The sequence below is a fragment of the Streptomyces sp. URMC 123 genome (genome assembly GCF_051386515.1).
GTDB lineage: Bacteria > Actinomycetota > Actinomycetes > Streptomycetales > Streptomycetaceae > Streptomyces.
The window spans coordinates 36,357-54,081 of the sequence record NZ_JBPQTV010000008.1 but is presented as its reverse complement, the minus strand read 5'-3'; the positions used below and the strand labels follow the sequence as shown (position 1 = coordinate 54,081).

Genomic DNA, 17,725 nt, shown 5'->3' with positions numbered 1-17,725 from the left:
CGCCCGTCCGGACGCCCCGGGCGCCGGCGCCCCGCCCAACGCCGACACGCCGCCCGCGGACACCCCGTCCACCGACACCCCGTCCACCGACGCCCCGGCCGCCGGTCCACAGAACGCACAGAGTCCCCCCAACGCACAGACCCCGCGGAACCGTTGCGGCCGCTTCGAACCCGCCCTCTGCGAGATGTACGAGCGCGTCGCCGTCGCGGGCAAGCCCGACGCCGAGGCCCGCCGGCTGCTGGAGGCCCGCAGCCCCTCCGCCGTGGCCGACCGCATCACCGTGCCGACCCTGATCCTCCAGGGCCAGACCGACTCCCTCTTCCCGCTCGGCCACGCCGACGCCATGGCGAAGGCGCTCGCCGCCAACCGGGCCCCGTACGCCGTGGACTGGATCGCCGGCGGCCACGACGGCGGCGACCAGGAGGGCGATCGCGTCGAGCGGCGCGTCGCCGCCTGGTTCGACCACTACCTCAAGGCCCCAGGCCCCCGGGCGAACGCGGGCACCGACACCGGCGCGGGCACCGGCGCTGGCACCGGCGCAGCCACAGGCACCGACACCACCGGCCCCGCGTTCCGCGTCAGCCGCACCGGCGGCATCGACACCACCGACGGCCGCGCCCCGCTGCGCGGCGCCACCGCCGACCGCTACCCCGGCCTCGGCGGCACCGACACCCGTACCGTGCCGCTGACCGGCCGGCCCCAGCGGATCGCCAACCCGCCGGGCGGCGCTCCGCCCGCGATCTCCACCGTCCCGGGCGCCGGGAACGTCTCCCAGCTCGCCACCTTCGGCGTCGGCGTCTCCCTCGACTTCCCCGGCCAGCACGCGCGTTTCGAGTCGGCCCCGCTCGCCTCGGCGCTCCGGGTGACCGGCACCCCGACCGCGCGGATCACCGTGAAGGCCCCGGGCGACGCCGTGCTCTTCGCCAAGCTCTACGACGTCGGCCCGGACGGCAACCGCGTGCTGCCCAGCCAGCTCGTGGCCCCCGTGCGGGTCACCGGCGCGGCGGAGGGCAAGGAGGTCGAGCTCGCCCTGCCCGCCGTCGACCACAATCTGCGCGCCGGCCACCGGCTGCGGCTGGTGATCGCCACCACCGACCTCGGCTACGCCTCCCCGGCCGAGCCCGCCGACTACGAGATCTCCCTCGCCGGCGGCGGCGTGACCGTCCCCGTCGCCCCGGACGTGCGCACGGCCGACCCCGCGCTGCCCGCCTGGACCTGGGGCCTGCCGCTCGCCGGCGCCGTACTGGCCGCCGCGCTGCTGCTGACCGGCCGCCGCCGGACGAGCACCCCGCCGCCCGACCCGGCCCTCGCCGACGTACCGCTCACGATCACCGGGCTGAGCAAGCGGTACGCCGGTGCCACCGACCGCTACGCCGTGCGGGACCTGGGCTTCCGGGTGGAGCGCGGCCAGGTGCTGGGCCTGCTCGGCCCCAACGGCGCCGGCAAGACCACCACCCTGCGGATGCTGATGGGCCTGATCCGCCCGGACGCCGGGGAGATCCGGGTGTTCGGCCACGCCGTCCGCCCCGGCGCGCCCGTGCTGTCGCGGGTGGGCGCCTTCGTGGAGGGCGCCGGCTTCCTGCCGCACCTCTCCGGCCGCGCCAACCTGGAGCTGTACTGGCGGGCCACCGGCCGCCCGGCCGAGGACGCGCACCTCGACGAGGCGCTGGAGATCGCCGGCCTGGGGGCCGCGCTGGAGCGGGCCGTGCGCACCTACAGCCAGGGCATGCGGCAGCGGCTCGCCATCGCCCAGGCCATGCTCGGCCTGCCGGACCTGCTGATCCTGGACGAGCCGACCAACGGCCTGGACCCGCCGCAGATCCGCGAGATGCGGGAGGTGATGATCCGGTACGCGGCCACCGGGCGGACCGTCATCGTCTCCAGCCATCTGCTCGCCGAGGTCGAGCAGAGCTGTACGCATCTGGTGGTGATGGACCGCGGCCGGCTGGTGGCCGCGGGCCCGGTCGGCGAGATCACCGGATCGGGGGACACCCTGCTGGTGGGCATCGCCGGCGAGCCGCCCACCGAGGCGCTGGCGGAGAAGGTCGCCGCGCTGCCGGGCGTCGGCTCCGCCGAGGTCACCGAGGAGGGCCTGCTGGTGTGGCTGGCCGGCATCACCGCGGCCGAACTGCTGGTGGAGCTGGTGCGGCTGGGCCTGCCGGTGGAGCGCGTGGGCGCCCACCGCCGGCTGGAGGACGCGTTTCTCACGCTGATCGGAGGTGCCGCGTGAGCGCGGTGACACAGGGCCCGGCGCCGGGCGGCGAACACAGGCCGGGCGGCGAACACGGCCCCGGTGGCGAACACGGGCCGGACGGCGCCCCCGCCGCGGCGGCGCCGGGCTACCGCCCCGGCCGCACCCTCCCGCTGTGGGTCGAGGCGCAGCGCCAGGCGCGCCGCCGCCGCACGCTGGTGATCGGCGCGATCCTGGCGGCGCTGCCGCTGGTGCTGGTCGCCGCCTTCGCGCTCGGCGGCGACCCGGGCCGGGAGGGCGGCCGGGTGACGCTCATGGACACCGCCACGGCCTCGGCCGTGAACTACGCGGCCACCTGCCTGTTCGTCTCGGCCGGCTTCGTGCTGGTGGTGCCGGTCGCGCTGTTCTGCGGCGACACGGTCGCCTCCGAGGCGAGCTGGTCGTCCCTGCGCTATCTGCTGGCCTCGCCCGTGCCCCGGGCGCGGCTGCTGGCGAGCAAGCTGGCGGTGGCGCTGGCCTTCAGCGCGGCGGCGATGGTGCTGCTGCCGGTGGTCGCGCTGGCGGTGGGCGCGGCGGCCTACGGCTGGGGCGATCTGGAGATCCCCACGGGCGGCTCGCTGCCCGCCGGCACCGCGTTGGTACGGCTCGCGATCGTGGTGGCGTACGTGTTCGTGGGCCAACTGGTCACGGCGGCCCTGGCCTTCTGGCTCTCCACGGTCACGGACGCGCCGCTGGGCGCGGTGGGCGGCGCGGTGGGGCTCACCATCGTCGGCAATGTGCTGGACGCGGTCACGGCGCTCGGCTCCTGGCGGGACTTCCTGCCCGCCCACTGGCAGTACGCGTGGGCCGACGCGCTCCAGCCGCAGCCGGAGTGGACCGGCATGGTCAAGGGCTCCGCGGTCTCGGTCGCGTACGCCCTGGTCCTCTTCGCGCTGGCGTTCCGGCACTTCCGGAGCAAGGACGTGGTCTCCTGAGGCCGGGGCCCGGCGGGGCCGGGCACACGTGATCGGTATGTCAGATACTCGAACATGCCGGTCCGCTTTCGTGCCTTGCCGATCATGAAGGGGCCGAGAAGCGGTACGGCGGCGACGGGCGGCACCGGCCCGTCGCCGCCGCGTTCATGACGCGGTGTCAGTGAATGTCCACGGACGACTGTTTCGGCGCCGGCTTCTGTCGAGCCAATCCGAACAGGCTCGCTCGTCGATCACCGTTCCGGGCAGCGATGGACACACCCGATCGACATCCGGCCGGTGCGGTCACAGTCCGCATCTGTTCGCACAATTGCAGTGACGCGTGGTTCCCCGTCATGACACCGCGTAACGTCATCCGCGCATCGCGATTCCTTTCTTGCGCGGCTCAGGCACCAAGGGGGTGGCGGCACATGCCCGCTGTGACGGTTGCGATCGCCCACACCATCCCCGGGAAACGGATGCGCTCGGGCGACGGGCCGAGGTGGAGGTGGCGGAGCCATGAGTGCTGACCGGGACCGGCGGCCCGACCGCCCGCCGCGGAGCGGGCCGGGCGGAGCGCGCGTGCGGCCGTGCGAGCGGCGCCGGGGGGAGGGCGCGGAGCGGGAACGGCTGCTGGAGCTGCTCTTCGCCGCGGACGACGTGCCCAAGCTGAGGCTGCGGATCGCCGAGTGCGCGGCGCTCGCGGGGCTGCGGGAGCCGCGCCGCAGCGACTTCGTACTCGCCGTGCACGAGGTGGCGTGCAACGCCATCGAGCACGGCGGGGGAGAGGGGCGGCTGGTCCTCTACTGCCACGCGGGGACGCTGCACTGCCGGGTCACGGACAACGGGCCCGGCTTCACGGAGGACGTCATTCCGCCGGACCCGCCGGGGATGCTGTCCGGCGAGGGCGGCCGGGGGCTGTGGCTGACCCGGCAGCTCACGGACCGGCTGGAGATCGCGGCGGGGGCGGCGGTCGGGGCGGTGGTCACCCTCGCGGTGGGCCTGCGCTGAGCTCGCGCCGTCCGGCGCCGGAGCCGCGCGGGGCCGGAGCCGTGCGGGCGGCGCGGGCGCGGGTACGAGAGCCGCTCCAGCGGTGATGGAGGCCGTTGGCGCAGCCTGGGACGCGCCCCGCGCGCCACCCCCGGCGGCGGGCCGTCGTCGGAGGGAGTCGCCGTGTCCCACGCGGTCCAGGAGCCCGGCCCGGCCGAGCAGGCCGGCGGACAGGCCGGGAGCCAGTCCGGCAAGCAGGCCGGCAGTCAGGCCGGCAGTCAGGTCACCGGAGACCTCCACGCGGAGGTGAGCACCTTCTACGCGCGGCAGATGCGCCGCGTGGACGCGCTGGACATCGAGGGGTTCGCGGACACCTTCACCGAGGACGGCGAGGTCGTGCACTCCACCGGGGAGACCCAGCGGGGCCGCGCGGCCATGGTGGCGGGCATGCGGGCCAATCTGCCGCGCTACCGCGATGTGGCCGTGCGGCACTGGTTCGGGCATCTGCTGATCGAGCCGGACGCGGCGGACCCGGACACCGTACGGGTCTCGTACTACACCCTGGTCACGCTGACGGACCGGGCGGGCGCGGTCTCCTTCCAGCCCACGTTCACCGTGGACGACGTGCTCGTCCGCCGCGACGGCCGGCTGCTGACCGCCTCGCGGGTGATCCACCGCGACACCCCGGCCCCGGCCCCGGCCCCGGCCCCGGACCCTGCCTGAAACCGCCGTACGGGTGACACGGCGGGCGAACGTGGCGGGGGCCCCGGGGAGGGGCCCCTGCCACGTGAAAGGGGATCAGTCGATGCCGCGGCAGATGTGCGACTCGCTGCCGTCGTCGTCCTCGTCCCCCGCGAGCCGGAGCGCCGGCCGGATCACCGGTCGGCCCACCGGTCCGACCGGCGGCTCCTCCTCGGTCAACTCGCCGTCCATCACAGCAGTGGCCATTGTCAAACTCCTCACCTCGATGCCGGATCACGCGTGGCAGTCCGGCGGACCTCCGTGGAACTCGACCATCTCCCTGAAGGAGCCGAGCACGTCCAGTCGTGCGCCGAGCGGGAGTTCGCCCCGCAGCTCGGCGTAGGCCCGGTGCAGATTGCCGACCAGGCGCTCGGAGTCGAGCAGTTCGCCGAATGCGCCGAGGTCGGCCTGGTGGGCCGCTTCGAGCGGGGAGAGCCCGGCGCGGGTGCCCTCCTCGGCCAGTCGCTGGATGCAGCGAAGATAGGACTCAGTGTGATCGAACAGCTCTGGCCCCGCCACCGGGCCGTGCCCGGGAACCACCGTACGGGCTCCGAGCGCGCGCAGGCGGTCCAACGCCGCGAGTGAGCCGGTGATCGAGCCCATCAGCACGAACGGGGTGACCCCGGACCACACCACGTCCCCGGTGAACAGCACCCGGCGCTCCGGCACCCAGGCCACCACGTCGTGGGCGGTGTGGGCCGGGCCGACGTGCAGGAGTTCGACGCGCGGGCCGCCGGTGTACAGGGTGAGCTCGTCCCGGAAGGTCAGCGTCGGGAGCGTCACGGGCGTCTCACCCCAGTTCACGTCCGGCCAGAGGCCGCGCAGCCCGAGGCCGGCCTCGGCCGCCTCACTGCGGGTACCCTCATGCGCCACGATGATGCCTCGGGGCACGAATTGTCCATTGCCGAAGACGTGATCCCCGTGGAAGTGGGTGTTGACCACGAAGTCGGGGCCACCGGGTGAGACGCGCTCCAGCGCCGCCCGCAGCCGCCGGGTGCGCTCCTCGGTCGCCGCCGTGTCGATCAGTACGGTGGAGTCCGCCCCGACCACGGCGCCGGCGTTGTTCAGGCACCACCCGCCGGGCGGCTGCACATAGGCGTGCACATCCGCCGCGACCTCCTCCAGCACGCCGTACGCGGCGGCTTCGCGAACGGGCGTGGGTTCGGGGGCGCTCGGGGGCGTGGTCATGCCGTCTCCATCACGTCGAGGCGGGTCCGCCGCAGTGTCGAACGGCGGACCGGGCGCCGGGGTTCAGGCGAGGGTCGCGTACCGGCCGCGGTGGACGAGCAGCGGCCGCCGCTCCGGGCCGGCGTGGCGCAGGGCCAGCACCCGGCCCACGAACATCACGTGGTCGCCGCCCTCGTACCGGGCGTGCAGCCGGCACTCGAAGCAGGCGACGGCGGAGGGGACCACCGCGTTCCCCGTGATCCCCTCCACCGCGCCCAACTGCCGCATGGCCGCTCGTCCCACCGGCCGGTCGGACCGGGCGAACAGCATGGACAGGTCCTGCTGCGTCTCGTCGAGGACGTTGACCGCGAAGCTCCCGGCACGGGTGACCAGGGGCGCCATCCGGCCGTCGGCCTTGACGCAGACGAGGAGCAGCAGGGGGTCGAGCGACACCGACGTCAGGCTGTTCACGGTGATCACGGCCGTCGTGCGGTCGCTGCCCCGGGTGAGGAGGGCGACCCCGGTCGGAAAGCACCCCATGGCCGTGCGGAAGTCCGCGGCGCGGTCCGCGGCGGCCGGGGTGGCGCTGTCGCTCGTCGTCATGGGTCCGTCGCTCCCCCGGGTCAGTGGCTGCCGAGGCCGCCGCAGACGTTGAGCGCCTGCGCGGTGACGGGGGCCGCCTCGTCCGAGACGAGATAGCCGACGAGCCCGGCGACCTCCTCGGGCGTCACATAGCGGCCCAGCGGGATCTTGGCCTCGAAGCGTTCGAGGACCTCCGACTCGCCGATGCCCCAGTGGTCGGCGTAGCCCTGGCGCACCCGCTGGGCCATCGGCGTCTCCACATAGCCGGGGCAGACGGCGTTGACGGTGATGCCGGTCTTCGCCAGCTCCTTGCCCACGGCCTTGGTGAAGCCGATGACCCCGCTCTTGGCGGCCGAGTACGGGGCGGCGAGCTCGACGCCCTGTTTGCCGCCCGTGGAGGCGATGTTGACGATCCGCCCCCAGCCGGCCTCGCGCATCCCGCCGGCGGCGAGCACCTCGCGGGTGACCCGGAAGGTGCCGTTGAGATTGGTGTCGATCACGGCCAGCCAGAGCGCGTCGTCGATGCGATGGGTCTCCCCGCCGCCGCCCCGGCCCGCGTTGTTGACCAGGATGTCGATCCGCCCGTACGCCTCGACGGCCGCGGCGACCGCGGCCCGCACCTGCTCCGGGTCCGAGACGTCGCAGGTGGTGCCGCGGACCTCCAGGCCCTCGCCGCGCAGCCGCTTGACGGTGGCCGCCACGTTCTCGGCGCTCCGCGCGCAGCCGAACACCGCGATGCCCCGCCGCGCCAGGAGCTCCGTCACGGCCAGGCCGATGCCGCTGGTCGCCCCGGTGACGAAGGCCACCCGCCGTCCCGCGTCTGTCATGGTGCTCTCCCGAAAGGTCGAGGGCGTGGACCGCACGACGGTGGCAACGGCACCTCGCACGGGTCTCGACCCCGCCTCGAACCCGGCCGCGCAGGGGGCGGGGCGCGCTGTTCGAGCGGGTCTCGACACCAGGCCGAGCGTTCCGCGCCAGCGTGGGCCCACCCCCGTACCCCGGGAACAGCCGGCGACCCTGGAGGAGACCCGTGCCCGATCAGACGATCCCGGACGTCCGGAAGTCGGTGACCGTGGCGGCGACGCCCGAGCACTGCTTCGCGGTCTTCACCGAGCGGCCCATGGACTGGTGGCCGCCCTCCCATGTGCTGCTGACCGAGGAGCGCGCCGGGCTCGCCTTCGAACCGGGCGTCGGCGGCCGCTGCTACGAGTGGGACGTGTCGGGCCACGAGATCGCCTGGGGGCGCGTCCTGGAGTGGGAGCCGCCGCGCCGGCTCGCCATGACCTGGCGGATCGACGGCAACTGGCGGCCGATCGACGACGACGAGCGGGCCAGCGTCATCGAGGTGACGTTCACCCCCGCCGGCCCGTACTCCACCCGCGTCGAGCTCGCCCATGTGCAGCTGCACCGGCACGGCGCCGATGCCGAGCGGATCTTCCGGGCGCTGGACGGGCCCAGCCCCGGCGAGACCCTCGCGCTCTTCGCGAAGGCCGTCTGATGGGCGCGACCGACCTCGCGGGCGCCACCGGCCCCGTGGACGCCACCGGCCCCGTGGCCGCCACCGGTCTCGCCGAGAGCGCGGAGAAGCTCAGGGCGCTGGCCGCCGAGCACGCGGCGGAGGCCGACCGCCGCCGCGCGCTGGCGCCCCAGGTCGTCGCCGCCGTGCGCGAGGCCGGGTTCCCCCGGCACTTCGCGGCCGCCGCCCGGGGCGGCGCCGAGGGCACGTTCACCGAGCTCACCCGGGCCGTGATCACCGTGGCCGAGGGCTGCCCGGCGACCGCCTGGTACGCCTCGCTCAGCGCCTGCTCCACCCGCTTCGCCGCGCACCTGCCCGAGGAGGGGCGGCGCGCGCTCTGGGAGAGCGGGCCCGACACCGTCGTCGCCACCGCGCTGGCCCCCTCCGGCCGGGCCGTGCCCGACGCCACCGGCGGCTGGCACCTGACGGGCACCTGGCGCTACGTCAGCGGTGTCGAGCACGCCGACTGGGTGCTGGTCTGCGCCCCCGCGGGCGCCGAGGGCGCGCCGCCCGAGCTGCGCTTCTTCGCGCTGCCCCGGGCCGCCTGCGCCGTGCGCGCGTCCTGGGACGCCATCGGCATGCGGGCGACCGGCAGCCACACCCTGGTCGTGTCCGGGGCCACGGTTCCCGGCGCGCGCTCCTTCCCCCGGGCCGACCTGCTGACCGGCCACAACGCTGGCTCGGCCGTGCCCGCCCACCGGGTGCCGCTGCAGGCCGTCGGCGCGCTCGCCTTCGTCGCGCCCGTGGTGGGCGCGGGGGCGGGCGCGCTGCGCGCCTGCGCGGCCGGCACGGTCGGCGGCCGGCGCACCCCGGCGGCCGAGACGGCCCTGGTGCGGGCCTCGGGCCGGCTCGACGCGGCCCGCCACCTCGTCGAGGAGAGCGCCGCCACCGCCGACGGCCGGCACTTCACCCCCGAGCCGCTCGCCCGCAACGAGCGCAACGCCACCGTCGCGGCCGAACTCGTCGCCGACGCGGTGGACATCCTCGTACGGGCGGCGGGCACGGGCGGGCTGAGCGAGTCCCACCCGTTGCAGCGCTACTGGCGCGACGTCACCACGGCCACCAGCCATGTCGCGCTCCAGTACGACACCTCGGCCCGCCGCTCCTGGGCCGCGGTCCTCCTCGGCCCGGCCGCCTGACGGTCCTCGGCCCGGCGGACCCGGTCGCCTGACCGCCCCCGGCCCGGGCGGCCTCCCGTCACGAGAGCCGGTCGGCCGGCGCCGGGTCGCCGCGGCGGACGTCCGCCGGGATCGCCGGGCGCGGCTCGCCCGCGCACTCCACGGGCCCCTCCGGCAGCAGCCCCTCCAGCAGATAGCGGTTGACGTGCTCGTCGACCGCCCGGTTGCCCGCGAACCCGTAGAGCGCGTGGCCGCCGCAGTCCACCACGGTGATCAGCCGGTGCCCCAGCAGGTCCGCCATGGCCGCCGCGCCCTCGTGGTGGTCCAGGGGGTCGCCGTCGGCCTGCACGACCAGCCCCACCGGATAGCCCTCCCGCCGGATGCGGGTGGGGCCCTCGGGCGGCGCGAAGCCACGGAACGTCCCCACCCAGGGCATCGCGCGCAGCACCCCGTAGCCGTACGGGAAGCGCTCCCGGAAGCGCCGCATGTCCCGGTAGTAGACCTCCAGGTCGTCCGGCCAGGGCGTCTCGCAGGTCACCGCCTCCAGCACGGCGGTGCGCAGGCCCGCCCCCGACTCGGCCGGCAGCCAGGCGACGCGCTCGGCGAGCAGCGCCCCGGCCCGCGCGGTGTCCTTCTCCTCGGCGGCCGCGCGCAGCCGCGCCACCAGCCGGGCCAGCGCCTCCCACCGCGGCCGCTCCGGGGCCAGCTGCCCCACGACCCCGTCGAAGGAGGTGCGCAGTTCGGCGTCGGCGCTCTGCTCCGCCAGCAGCGCGGCGGTCCGCTCCACGGTGGCCAGCACCTGTGCGGCGCCGACGCCGAGCCCGAAGTGGCCGTCGCGCCGCCCGGCCCACTCGGCCCAGTGGTCGACGCTCTCCCGGACGGCGACGGCCTGCGCCATGAACTGCTGCCGCCAGGTCCAGCCCGGGTGCACCGAGGAGTCCAGCACGCTGCGGTCGAGCCGGCCGGGGAAGAGGGTGCCGTAGACGGCGCCGACCAGGGTTCCGTAGGCGTAGCCGAGGAAGGACAGCCGCTCCTCGCCGAGCACCGCGCGGACGATGTCCAGGTCGCGGGCCGTGTTGCGGGTGCTGATGTGCTGCCGCAGCCGGCCGCCGGCCTGCCGGCAGCCCTCCTCCCGGGCCCGCATGTCGGCGGTGAGCGCGGCGAAGGCGGAGTCGGGCGGCCGGGAGTCGAAGACGGCCCGCGCCGGGGTGGGGGCGGCCGGCAGCCGGGTGGAGTCGCCGGTGCCGCGCGGGTCGAGGCCGATGAGGTCGTAGGCCCGGCGCAGCGGGGTGCGCCGGGCGAGCTCCGCCGGCAGCGCGCGGCCGAGGCCGGCCTCGCCGCCGGGGCCGCCGTGCACGCACAGCAGGATGCCGCGCCGGCGCGCCGGATCGGCCGCGCGCCGGCGGCTGATCGCGAGGGAGATGCGTTCGCCGTCCGGGTGGGCGTGGTCCAGCGGCACCTCGATCGTGGCGAGCTCCAGGCCCTCCTCGGTGTCGCTCGCCGTCCATCGGGGCCGCTGGTCGTGGAAGGGGTACGACGCCTGGGGGACGGCCATGGGACCTCCTGCTCGGATTCGTTGCCGGCCGAGTCTTCCGCGCGGGGGCTCGAGCCGTACTCGACCGGTGCGGGTCCGTGACCGGCGCGGATACGTGTGCGGGCCGGCGCGGGCTCGTGCGGCGCGTCCCCGGGCCGTGCCCGCCGTGCGGAACCAGCACCGCTCCGGGCGCCCTCGAGCCACCGCCCCCACCGTGGCCGGACGGAACGCCGGACCGACCCCGAGGGAGCCGCTCGTGCGCGTGGAGGACGTCTACATCCGGGCGACCGGCGTCCGGTTCCCCTCGTCGCTGGCGATCGCCGACGCCGTCGCCGACGGCTCCTGCCCGCCGCGGGTCGCGGCCGCCACCGGCATGGTGTCGGTCGCCCACTCCCCGGCCGAGTCCGCCGCCGAGATGGCCGTCCACGCGGCCCGCGGCGCCCTGGGCCGGGCCGGCAGCGGGCCGGCGGACATCGAGCTGATCCTGCACGCCGGCACCTACCACCAGGGCCACGACATGTGGCCGGTCGCCTCGTACATCCAGCGCGAGACCGTGGCGAACAGCTGCCCGGCCGTGGAGATCCGGCAGATGTCCAACGGCGGGATGGCGGCCCTGGAGCTCGCCGCCGCCCACCTCGCGGCCGGCTCCGGCCGCGGCGACGCGCTGCTGACCACCGCCGACCGGTTCTGCCCGCCCGGCATCGACCGCTGGCTCACCGACCCGGGCACCCCGTACGCCGACGGCGGCACCGCCCTCGTGCTCTCCCGCCGGGGCGGCTTCGCCCGGCTGCGCTCGCTGGCGCTCCTCGCCGACCCCGCCCTGGAGCCGCTGCACCGCGGCGACGAGCCGTTCACCCCGGCCCCGTTCGCCGGCGGCGGCCCGGTGGACTTCGAGCGGGCCAAGAAGGCGTTCGTCGGCCGGGTCGGCATGTCCTTCGCGATCGGCCGCGCCAACGCCGGCCAGCGCACCGTCCTCAAACGGGCGCTGCCCGAGGCCGGGATGGAGCTCGCGGACGCCTCCTGGATCGTCCTGCCGCACTTCGGGCAGCGCCGGCTCCAGTCGATCTACTACCAGCAGTACGGCATCGAACCCGAGCGCACCACCTGGGAGTTCGCCCGCACGATCGGCCACCTGGGCGCGGGCGACCAGTTCGCGAGCCTGGACCACCTCGTCGCCTCCGGCCGGGCCGCGCCGGGCGACCGCGGGCTGCTGATCGGCGTCGGCGCGGGCTACAGCTGGGGCTGCGCGGTGGTGGAGATTCTCGACCGGCCCGCGTGGGCCCGCTGACCGTTGCTCGAGCGGGCCTCAAGTATCTGCTGCCAAGGTGGTCCCGCCGCCGTGCGAACGGCGCGACTCGAAGGGAAGGTTCGCCGTGGCGCCGAACGCTACGACCGATGCACCCGGATCGACAGCGCCGCCCGACGCGGCCGGCACCGCCGACGGCTCCACCGCCCCCGCGCGCACCACCGAGCACAGCGTGACGGTGGCCGCGCCTCCGGAGGCCGTCTTCCGACTGGTCGCGGACGTCGCCGACTGGCCCCAGGTGTTCGGCCCCACGGTGCACGTGGAGGTCCTGGAGGACAGCGGCACCGATCAACTGCTGCGGATCTGGGCGCTCGCCGGCGGCGACACCGTGCGCTGCTGGACCTCCCGCCGGACCCTGGACCCGGCCGCCTCGCGCATCGCCTTCCGCCAGGTCGTCCCCGCCGATCCGGTCGCCGCCATGGGCGGCGAGTGGCGGATCGAGCCGGCCCGGGGCGGCGGCAGCCGCGTCGTCCTGCTGCACGACTACCGCGCCGTCGGCGACGACCCGTCCGCCGTCGAGCTCATCGAGCGGGCCGTGGACCGCAACAGCACCGCCGAACTGGAAGCCCTGCGCGCCACCGCCGAACTCGGCGAGCGGCGCGACGAGCTCCGCTTCACCTTCCACGACTCGCTGTTCATCGCCGGCGCGGCCGAGGACGTCCACGCGTTCCTGGACCGCGCCGACCTGTGGCCGGAGCGGCTGCCGCACGTCGCCCGGCTGGACTTCGTACGGGGCGACGACGGCGTCCAGTACATGGACATGGACACCCGGAGCCCGGACGGCTCCACGCACACCACCACCTCGGTCCGGGTCGCCTTCCCCGACCGCAAGGCGATCGTCTACAAGCAGCTCCGGACGCCGGTCGCGATGAGCGGGCACACCGGCCGCTGGGAAGTCGAACCCGTGACCTCGCCCGAAGGCATCGGCGTACGGGCCACTTCCTGGCACACTGTGACCCTGAGCCCCGAGGGAGTACGGCAGGCCCTCGGGCCCCGCGCCACCCTTGCCGAGGCCCGCGCCGCGGTCCGTACGGCACTGGGCACGAACAGCTCGACCACCTTGCGGTACGCCAAGGAGTACGCGGAATCCCGCTGAGGCATCAGGCCGGGTGCACCACCGCGACTCCCCCAACGGAGGCTCCCATGCTGGCCCCCCAACAGGAACGCAGCCGAAACCTCGCCCGTCCCCTCACCGTGGTCAACCGCTTCACGGTCAAGGGCGACGTCCCCACCTTCGAGCGCGAGTTCAGGGCGCACTCCCAGCACCTGCGTCACCAGGCGGGGTTCGACTTCCTGGTGACCGTGCAGCTGGTGGAGCGCCCCGACGTCTATGTGCACCTCGGGCACTGGCGCAGCCTCGCCGGCTTCCTCAAGGTGGTGCACGACGAGACGTTCCTCGCCCATGTGCAGCGGCTGGGGGCCATGGTGGAGACGGAGGCCGATCAGGCCGTCAGCGTCCGGCGGGTGACCGTCGGCGGCGGCGCGGGCGTCGGCGTGCCCGCCATCGTGCTCACCCACGGCCAGGTCACGGTCGACTGCCGCGCCTTCGAGGAGCGCTTCGCCGATCTGACGCACCACTGCGCCGGCCTCGGCGGCTTCGGCGGCAGCGATCTGCTGCGCTCCACCCTGCGCCCGCTGTCGTACCTGGGGGTCTCCTGGTGGGAGAGCGCCGAGGCGTGCGACCGGGCGCTGCGCGACGAGGGCTACCTCGCCCAGCGGGAGCGGCTGGCCCAGGCCGGCCGGATCGCCACCGAACGCACCCGCCACATCGCCTACGAACGGGTCATCGCCGGCTGACCTGCGGCGCGGCACCGCTCCACCGACGGCGGAGCCGGGGACAACACGTCCTCGGCTCCGCCGCGTTGTGCGCGCAAGCCCCCTTCGAGCACCCGGGTGCATCCTGCAGCCATGGCGACCGAGATGCGTGTCGACGTGGTACGGGGGCGGCCCGACGCGGTGGAGCTCGCCGCCGTCATGGCCGTGCTCCTCGCTCTGCTGCGCGCGGGAGCCGGGCGGCCGGTGGACGCGACCGAGCCCGTACGGGCCCCCTGGCGTCCGGCCGGGGCGCGCTACCGCCCGCCCGTCACCTGGTCCGGTCGCTGACCGGCGCCGCCGCATCGACCGCACGCAAGGGGGAGCGTTGACCAGCCACCGGAACTTCACCGAACACCTACTGGCCACGGCCGAGCGCACGCCCGACCGGGAGGCCCTCGTCGTGGTGGGCGAGCGGGGCGGCCACCAGGACCCGGAGACGGTCAGCTACGCCCGGCTCGACGCCGCCGCCCGCGATCTGGCCGGCTGGCTGCAGAGCCAGGGCGCGCGCGGGGAGCGGGTCCTGATCCAGCAGTCCTCCCGGCGGCTGTTCGCCGTCAGCTTCCTCGCCTGCCTGTACGCGGGCGCCATCGCCGTGCCCGCCCCGCCGCCCGGCGGCCGCGGCCACCACGAGGACCGGGTCGCCTCCATCGTCAAGGACGCGGCCGTGACCATCGCGCTCACCGACACCGCCGATGTCACCGCCGTCTCCCAGCTGCTCGCCAGGACCGGCTACGGCGCCATCTCCTGCCTGCCGGTGGACGCGGTGCCGGCCGGCGCGCTCCCGCGCTGGAGCCCGCCCGAGCTCGACGGCGACTCCATCGCGTTCCTCCAGTACACCTCCGGCTCCACCCGGGAGCCGCGCGGTGTGGTGGTCACCCACCGCAACATCCTCGCCAACCAGGAGGCGATCAGCGCCGCCCTCGCCACCCGGCCGGGCAGCAGGATCGGCGGCTGGCTCCCCTTCCACCACGACCTGGGCCTGGTCGGCCAGCTGCTGCACCCGCTGTGGCTGGGCGGCACCGCCGTACTGCTCAGCCCCACCGCCTTCGTCACCCGGCCGGTCCGCTGGCTGCAGGCCATCGACCGCCACGACATCAGCGTCAGCGGCGCCCCCGACTTCGCCTACGACCTGTGCGTGCGCCGGATCACCGACGAGCAGCTCGCCGGCCTCGACCTGTCCCGCTGGGAGACCGCCGTCAGCGGCGGCGAGCCGATCCGCGCCGAGACCCGGCGCGCCTTCACCGAGCGGTTCGCCGCCGCCGGGCTGCGGCCCGAGGCCTTCACGCCCGCCTACGGGCTCGCCGAGTCGACCCTGATGGTGTCCGGCGCCGTCACCGCCGAGCGCACCGAGCCGCGCCCGGTGGACGCCGCGGCCCTGGAGCGCCACCAGCTGCGCCCGCCCCGCCCCGGCCGCCCCCGGCGGACGCTGGTCGCCTGCGGCCCGCCGGCCGCCGGCACCGAACTGCTCGTCGTCGACCCCGACAGCCACGAGGTGCTGCCCGAGGGCCGCGTCGGCGAGATCTGGCTGCGCGGCGACAGCGTCGCCCCCGGCTACTGGGGCAGGCCCGCGGAGAGCGCCGAGACCTTCCACAACACCACGGCCGACGGCCGCGCCGGCTGTCTGCGCACCGGCGACATGGGCACCGTCGAGGACGGGCAGCTCTATGTGACCGGCCGCCTCAAGGACGTGATCGTGGTGGCCGGACGGAACCTGTACCCCCAGGACCTGGAGCGGACCGTGCAGTCGGTGAGCGCGCTGTTCGGCGCCGGCACGGCCTTCGCCGTGCCCGGCGAGCGGGAGCGCGTGGTCGTGGTCCAGGAGCTGCGCGCCAGGAGCCGCTACGACGTGGATCTGGCCGAGCTGACCGCCGCCGTGGAGCGGTGCCTCGTCGAGGAGTTCGAGGTGCAGGCGGGCGGGGTACTGCTCGTACGGCCTGGCACGGTCCGCAGGACCACCAGCGGCAAGGTGGAACGCGCCGCCATGCGCGGATTGTTCCTACGCGGGGAACTGAAACCGCTGCACCAGGAGGTCGAACCCGAGATCCAGCGATTGCTGATAACAGGGAGCCGGTGATGGCGGCAGAGGACCGCATTGATGCTCTGGAGCGTGCGTTCGGGGCCCTGGAGGACCCACGCAACCCACTCGGCCGGGACGCCCTGCTGGCGGCCGACGCCAGGGGGGAGGTCCTCGCCGAGGCCGAGCGGGTGCTGGACGACCACGGGCTGAACGAGGAGTTCGTGCCGCGGCCGCTGGGCGGCAGGCTGACCAGGATGGACGAGCTGGGCCGCGTGCTGCGCCCGGTCTTCCGCCGGGACGCCTCGCTCGGCTTCGGCTACGGCCTCAACTGCTTCTTCGCCGCGGCCCCGGTGTGGACCGGCGGCGACCACGACCAGCGCACGCGCGCCGCGCGCCTGCTGCTGGACGGCGACCGGATCGCGGTGGTCCGGCACGAGGTGGCGCACGGCAACGACTTCGTCCGCGAGGAGTTCTCCGCCGAGCCGAGCGGCGGCGGCTTCCGCCTCAACGGCAGCAAGGCGGTGATCGCCAACGCCTCGCGCGCCGCCGGGCTCGTCGTCTTCGCCCGGACCGGCGAGGCGGCCGGCGGGCGCAGCCACTCGGTGCTCTTCGTGGACCGCAGGGAGCTGCCCGCGGACCGGATCGAGGACCTGGCCCGGCGGACCACCAACGGCATGCGCAGCGCCGAGTTCGGCGGGCTGCGGGTCACCGACTGCCCCGTGCCGGCGGAGGCGCTGGTGGGCAAGCTCGGCGACGGCTACGAGCTCAGCCTGCGCTCGTCCCTGGTCATCCGCGGGCTGATCCCCTCCATCGTGCTCGCCGGGGCGGACACCGCGCTGCGCACGGTGGCCCGGTTCGCGGTGCGCCGCCGCCCCGACGGCCACTCCTCCCTCGACGTCCAGCACGTCCGCGACGTGCTCACCGGCGCCTTCCTCGACCTGCTGCTCAGCGACTGCCTCGCCCTGGTCGCCACCCGCGGGCTGCATCTGCTGCCGAACCAGATGAGCGCGTACGCCGCCGCGGCCGCCTATCTGGCGCCCCGGCTGATCTCCGAGTCCATGGACGAGATGTCGGCGGTGCTGGGCGAGGAGTCCTTCGCCGAGGACGGCACCTACGGCATGTTCCAGAAGCAGCTGCGGGACCTGCCCGTCACCTCCCTCGGGCACGCGGGCAGCGCCGGCCGCCAGGTCAGCATCCTGCCGCAGCTGCCGTTCTTCGCCCGGCACTCCTGGTTCTCCGACCCCGAGCCGCCGCCGGCCCTGTTCGACCTGCGCGGCCCGCTGCCGGAGCTGGACCTCGGCGCGCCCGCGCTGCTGGGGGACAGCGACCCGCTCGCCGCCGCCCTGATCACCGTGACGGACCTGCTGGAGTCGGGCGCCTCCCCGGGGGCCGGCGCCGACGGCGAGGCCCAGCTGCGGTTCCTCGCCCGCGGTCTGACCTCGGAGCTCGACGAGCTGCGCAAGGTCTTCGCCGAGATCGCCCCGGGCGACCGCAAGGCGCTCATCAGCCCGCACAGCTTCGGGCTCGCCGACCGCTACGCCCTGGTGCTCGCGGCCGCGGCGTGCCTGGGCGTGTGGCGGGCCCAGCGGGACGGCGCGGACGCCTTCCTCGCCGACCCGGCCTGGCCGACCGCCGCCCTCTACCGCCTCTGCCGCCGGCTCGGGCTGCCGCTGCCCGACCGCCCGGCGGCCAGCGAGCAGCGCGTCCTCGCGGAGGTGCTGGGCCGGCTGCACGGCCGCCGCAGCTACGACCTCTACGGCACCGCGCTGGCCTGACGGCCCGCCGGCCCGGCGAGCCG

General features: G+C 75.4%; 17 protein-coding genes. 12 read left to right on the top strand and 5 right to left on the bottom strand.

Going from position 1 to position 17,725, the window contains the following annotated elements; genetic code table 11:
- The 4 genes from ACSNOD_RS02590 to ACSNOD_RS02575 all read left to right on the top strand — a co-directional run.
- The coding region (locus tag ACSNOD_RS02590; RefSeq protein ID WP_436765047.1) for an ATP-binding cassette domain-containing protein at window positions 1-2,230 on the top strand (2,230 nt) is incomplete at its 5' end.
- Window positions 2,231-2,364: 134 nt separating this feature from the next.
- A complete protein-coding gene (locus ACSNOD_RS02585; protein ID WP_436765050.1) occupies window positions 2,365-3,165 on the top strand; it encodes an ABC transporter permease in 801 nt (266 codons plus the stop codon).
- 495 nt (window positions 3,166-3,660) lie between these two features.
- Window positions 3,661-4,152 carry an ATP-binding protein gene (locus ACSNOD_RS02580; RefSeq protein ID WP_436765046.1) on the top strand — a complete coding sequence of 164 codons (492 nt, stop codon included), beginning with the start codon at window positions 3,661-3,663 and terminating at the stop codon, window positions 4,150-4,152.
- Between the two features lie 162 nt (window positions 4,153-4,314).
- Window positions 4,315-4,854, top strand: a complete 540-nt coding sequence (locus tag ACSNOD_RS02575) for a nuclear transport factor 2 family protein (protein ID WP_436765045.1) — start codon at window positions 4,315-4,317, stop codon at window positions 4,852-4,854.
- A gap of 75 nt (window positions 4,855-4,929) precedes the next feature.
- Here the strand turns inward: ACSNOD_RS02575 and ACSNOD_RS02570 are convergent, their stop codons facing one another.
- From ACSNOD_RS02570 to ACSNOD_RS02555, 4 genes are all read right to left on the bottom strand, one after another.
- On the bottom strand, window positions 4,930-5,079 hold the full coding sequence (locus tag ACSNOD_RS02570) for a hypothetical protein (RefSeq protein WP_436765044.1): 150 nt from the start codon (window positions 5,077-5,079) through the stop codon (window positions 4,930-4,932).
- A gap of 27 nt (window positions 5,080-5,106) precedes the next feature.
- Window positions 5,107-6,060, bottom strand: a complete 954-nt coding sequence (locus ACSNOD_RS02565; protein ID WP_436765043.1) for an MBL fold metallo-hydrolase — start codon at window positions 6,058-6,060, stop codon at window positions 5,107-5,109.
- A gap of 63 nt (window positions 6,061-6,123) precedes the next feature.
- Entirely contained in the window at window positions 6,124-6,642 is a 519-nt protein-coding gene (locus ACSNOD_RS02560) for a flavin reductase family protein (protein WP_436765042.1), read from the bottom strand.
- A gap of 20 nt (window positions 6,643-6,662) precedes the next feature.
- A complete protein-coding gene (locus ACSNOD_RS02555) occupies window positions 6,663-7,448 on the bottom strand; it encodes an SDR family NAD(P)-dependent oxidoreductase (RefSeq protein ID WP_436765041.1) in 786 nt (261 codons plus the stop codon).
- Between the two features lie 203 nt (window positions 7,449-7,651).
- Between ACSNOD_RS02555 and ACSNOD_RS02550 the strand changes: the two genes are divergently transcribed.
- Entirely contained in the window at window positions 7,652-8,119 is a 468-nt protein-coding gene (locus ACSNOD_RS02550; RefSeq protein WP_436765040.1) for an SRPBCC family protein, read from the top strand.
- The gene (locus tag ACSNOD_RS02545; protein ID WP_436765039.1) at window positions 8,119-9,276 is read left to right on the top strand and encodes a hydrolase; all 1,158 of its coding nucleotides are present in this window, start codon (window positions 8,119-8,121) and stop codon (window positions 9,274-9,276) included. The genes ACSNOD_RS02550 and ACSNOD_RS02545 overlap by 1 nt, the downstream gene beginning before the upstream one ends.
- A gap of 58 nt (window positions 9,277-9,334) precedes the next feature.
- Here ACSNOD_RS02545 and ACSNOD_RS02540 read toward each other — a convergent pair whose 3' ends face one another.
- On the bottom strand, window positions 9,335-10,810 hold the full coding sequence (locus ACSNOD_RS02540) for an alpha/beta fold hydrolase (protein WP_436765038.1): 1,476 nt from the start codon (window positions 10,808-10,810) through the stop codon (window positions 9,335-9,337).
- Between the two features lie 235 nt (window positions 10,811-11,045).
- Here ACSNOD_RS02540 and ACSNOD_RS02535 point away from each other — a divergent pair, with 235 nt between their 5' ends.
- The 6 genes from ACSNOD_RS02535 to ACSNOD_RS02510 all read left to right on the top strand — a co-directional run bounded on the left by ACSNOD_RS02535 (window position 11,046) and on the right by ACSNOD_RS02510 (window position 17,702).
- Complete coding sequence (locus ACSNOD_RS02535; RefSeq protein WP_436765037.1) at window positions 11,046-12,077, top strand: ketoacyl-ACP synthase III family protein; 1,032 nt, start codon at window positions 11,046-11,048, stop codon at window positions 12,075-12,077.
- A gap of 85 nt (window positions 12,078-12,162) precedes the next feature.
- A complete protein-coding gene (locus tag ACSNOD_RS02530; RefSeq protein ID WP_436765036.1) occupies window positions 12,163-13,191 on the top strand; it encodes an aromatase/cyclase in 1,029 nt (342 codons plus the stop codon).
- A 47-nt stretch (window positions 13,192-13,238) separates the two neighbouring features.
- On the top strand, window positions 13,239-13,892 hold the full coding sequence (locus ACSNOD_RS02525) for an antibiotic biosynthesis monooxygenase family protein (protein WP_436765035.1): 654 nt from the start codon (window positions 13,239-13,241) through the stop codon (window positions 13,890-13,892).
- A gap of 111 nt (window positions 13,893-14,003) precedes the next feature.
- The gene (locus tag ACSNOD_RS02520) at window positions 14,004-14,198 is read left to right on the top strand and encodes an acyl-CoA carboxylase subunit epsilon (RefSeq protein ID WP_436765034.1); all 195 of its coding nucleotides are present in this window, start codon (window positions 14,004-14,006) and stop codon (window positions 14,196-14,198) included.
- Between the two features lie 37 nt (window positions 14,199-14,235).
- Window positions 14,236-15,984, top strand: a complete 1,749-nt coding sequence (locus tag ACSNOD_RS02515; RefSeq protein WP_436765033.1) for a fatty acyl-AMP ligase — start codon at window positions 14,236-14,238, stop codon at window positions 15,982-15,984.
- Window positions 15,984-17,702, top strand: coding sequence for an acyl-CoA dehydrogenase (locus ACSNOD_RS02510; protein WP_436765032.1), 1,719 nt, complete (start codon window positions 15,984-15,986; stop codon window positions 17,700-17,702). Before ACSNOD_RS02515 ends, ACSNOD_RS02510 begins: the two co-directional genes overlap by 1 nt.
- The last annotated feature ends 23 nt before the right edge of the window (window positions 17,703-17,725 follow it).

Excerpts from the sequence above, each read along its gene's own strand:
- ACSNOD_RS02580 (WP_436765046.1), top strand. The coding sequence starts at position 3,661 with ATGAGTGCTGACCGGGACCGGCGGCCCGACCGCCCGCCGCGGAGCGGG.
- ACSNOD_RS02570 (WP_436765044.1), bottom strand. The coding sequence starts at position 5,079 with ATGGCCACTGCTGTGATGGACGGCGAGTTGACCGAGGAGGAGCCGCCG.
- ACSNOD_RS02565 (WP_436765043.1), bottom strand. The coding sequence starts at position 6,060 with ATGACCACGCCCCCGAGCGCCCCCGAACCCACGCCCGTTCGCGAAGCC.
- ACSNOD_RS02560 (WP_436765042.1), bottom strand. The coding sequence starts at position 6,642 with ATGACGACGAGCGACAGCGCCACCCCGGCCGCCGCGGACCGCGCCGCG.
- ACSNOD_RS02555 (WP_436765041.1), bottom strand. The coding sequence starts at position 7,448 with ATGACAGACGCGGGACGGCGGGTGGCCTTCGTCACCGGGGCGACCAGC.
- ACSNOD_RS02545 (WP_436765039.1), top strand. The coding sequence starts at position 8,119 with ATGGGCGCGACCGACCTCGCGGGCGCCACCGGCCCCGTGGACGCCACC.
- ACSNOD_RS02540 (WP_436765038.1), bottom strand. The coding sequence starts at position 10,810 with ATGGCCGTCCCCCAGGCGTCGTACCCCTTCCACGACCAGCGGCCCCGA.
- ACSNOD_RS02525 (WP_436765035.1), top strand. The coding sequence starts at position 13,239 with ATGCTGGCCCCCCAACAGGAACGCAGCCGAAACCTCGCCCGTCCCCTC.
- ACSNOD_RS02520 (WP_436765034.1), top strand. The coding sequence starts at position 14,004 with ATGGCGACCGAGATGCGTGTCGACGTGGTACGGGGGCGGCCCGACGCG.
- ACSNOD_RS02510 (WP_436765032.1), top strand. The coding sequence starts at position 15,984 with ATGGCGGCAGAGGACCGCATTGATGCTCTGGAGCGTGCGTTCGGGGCC.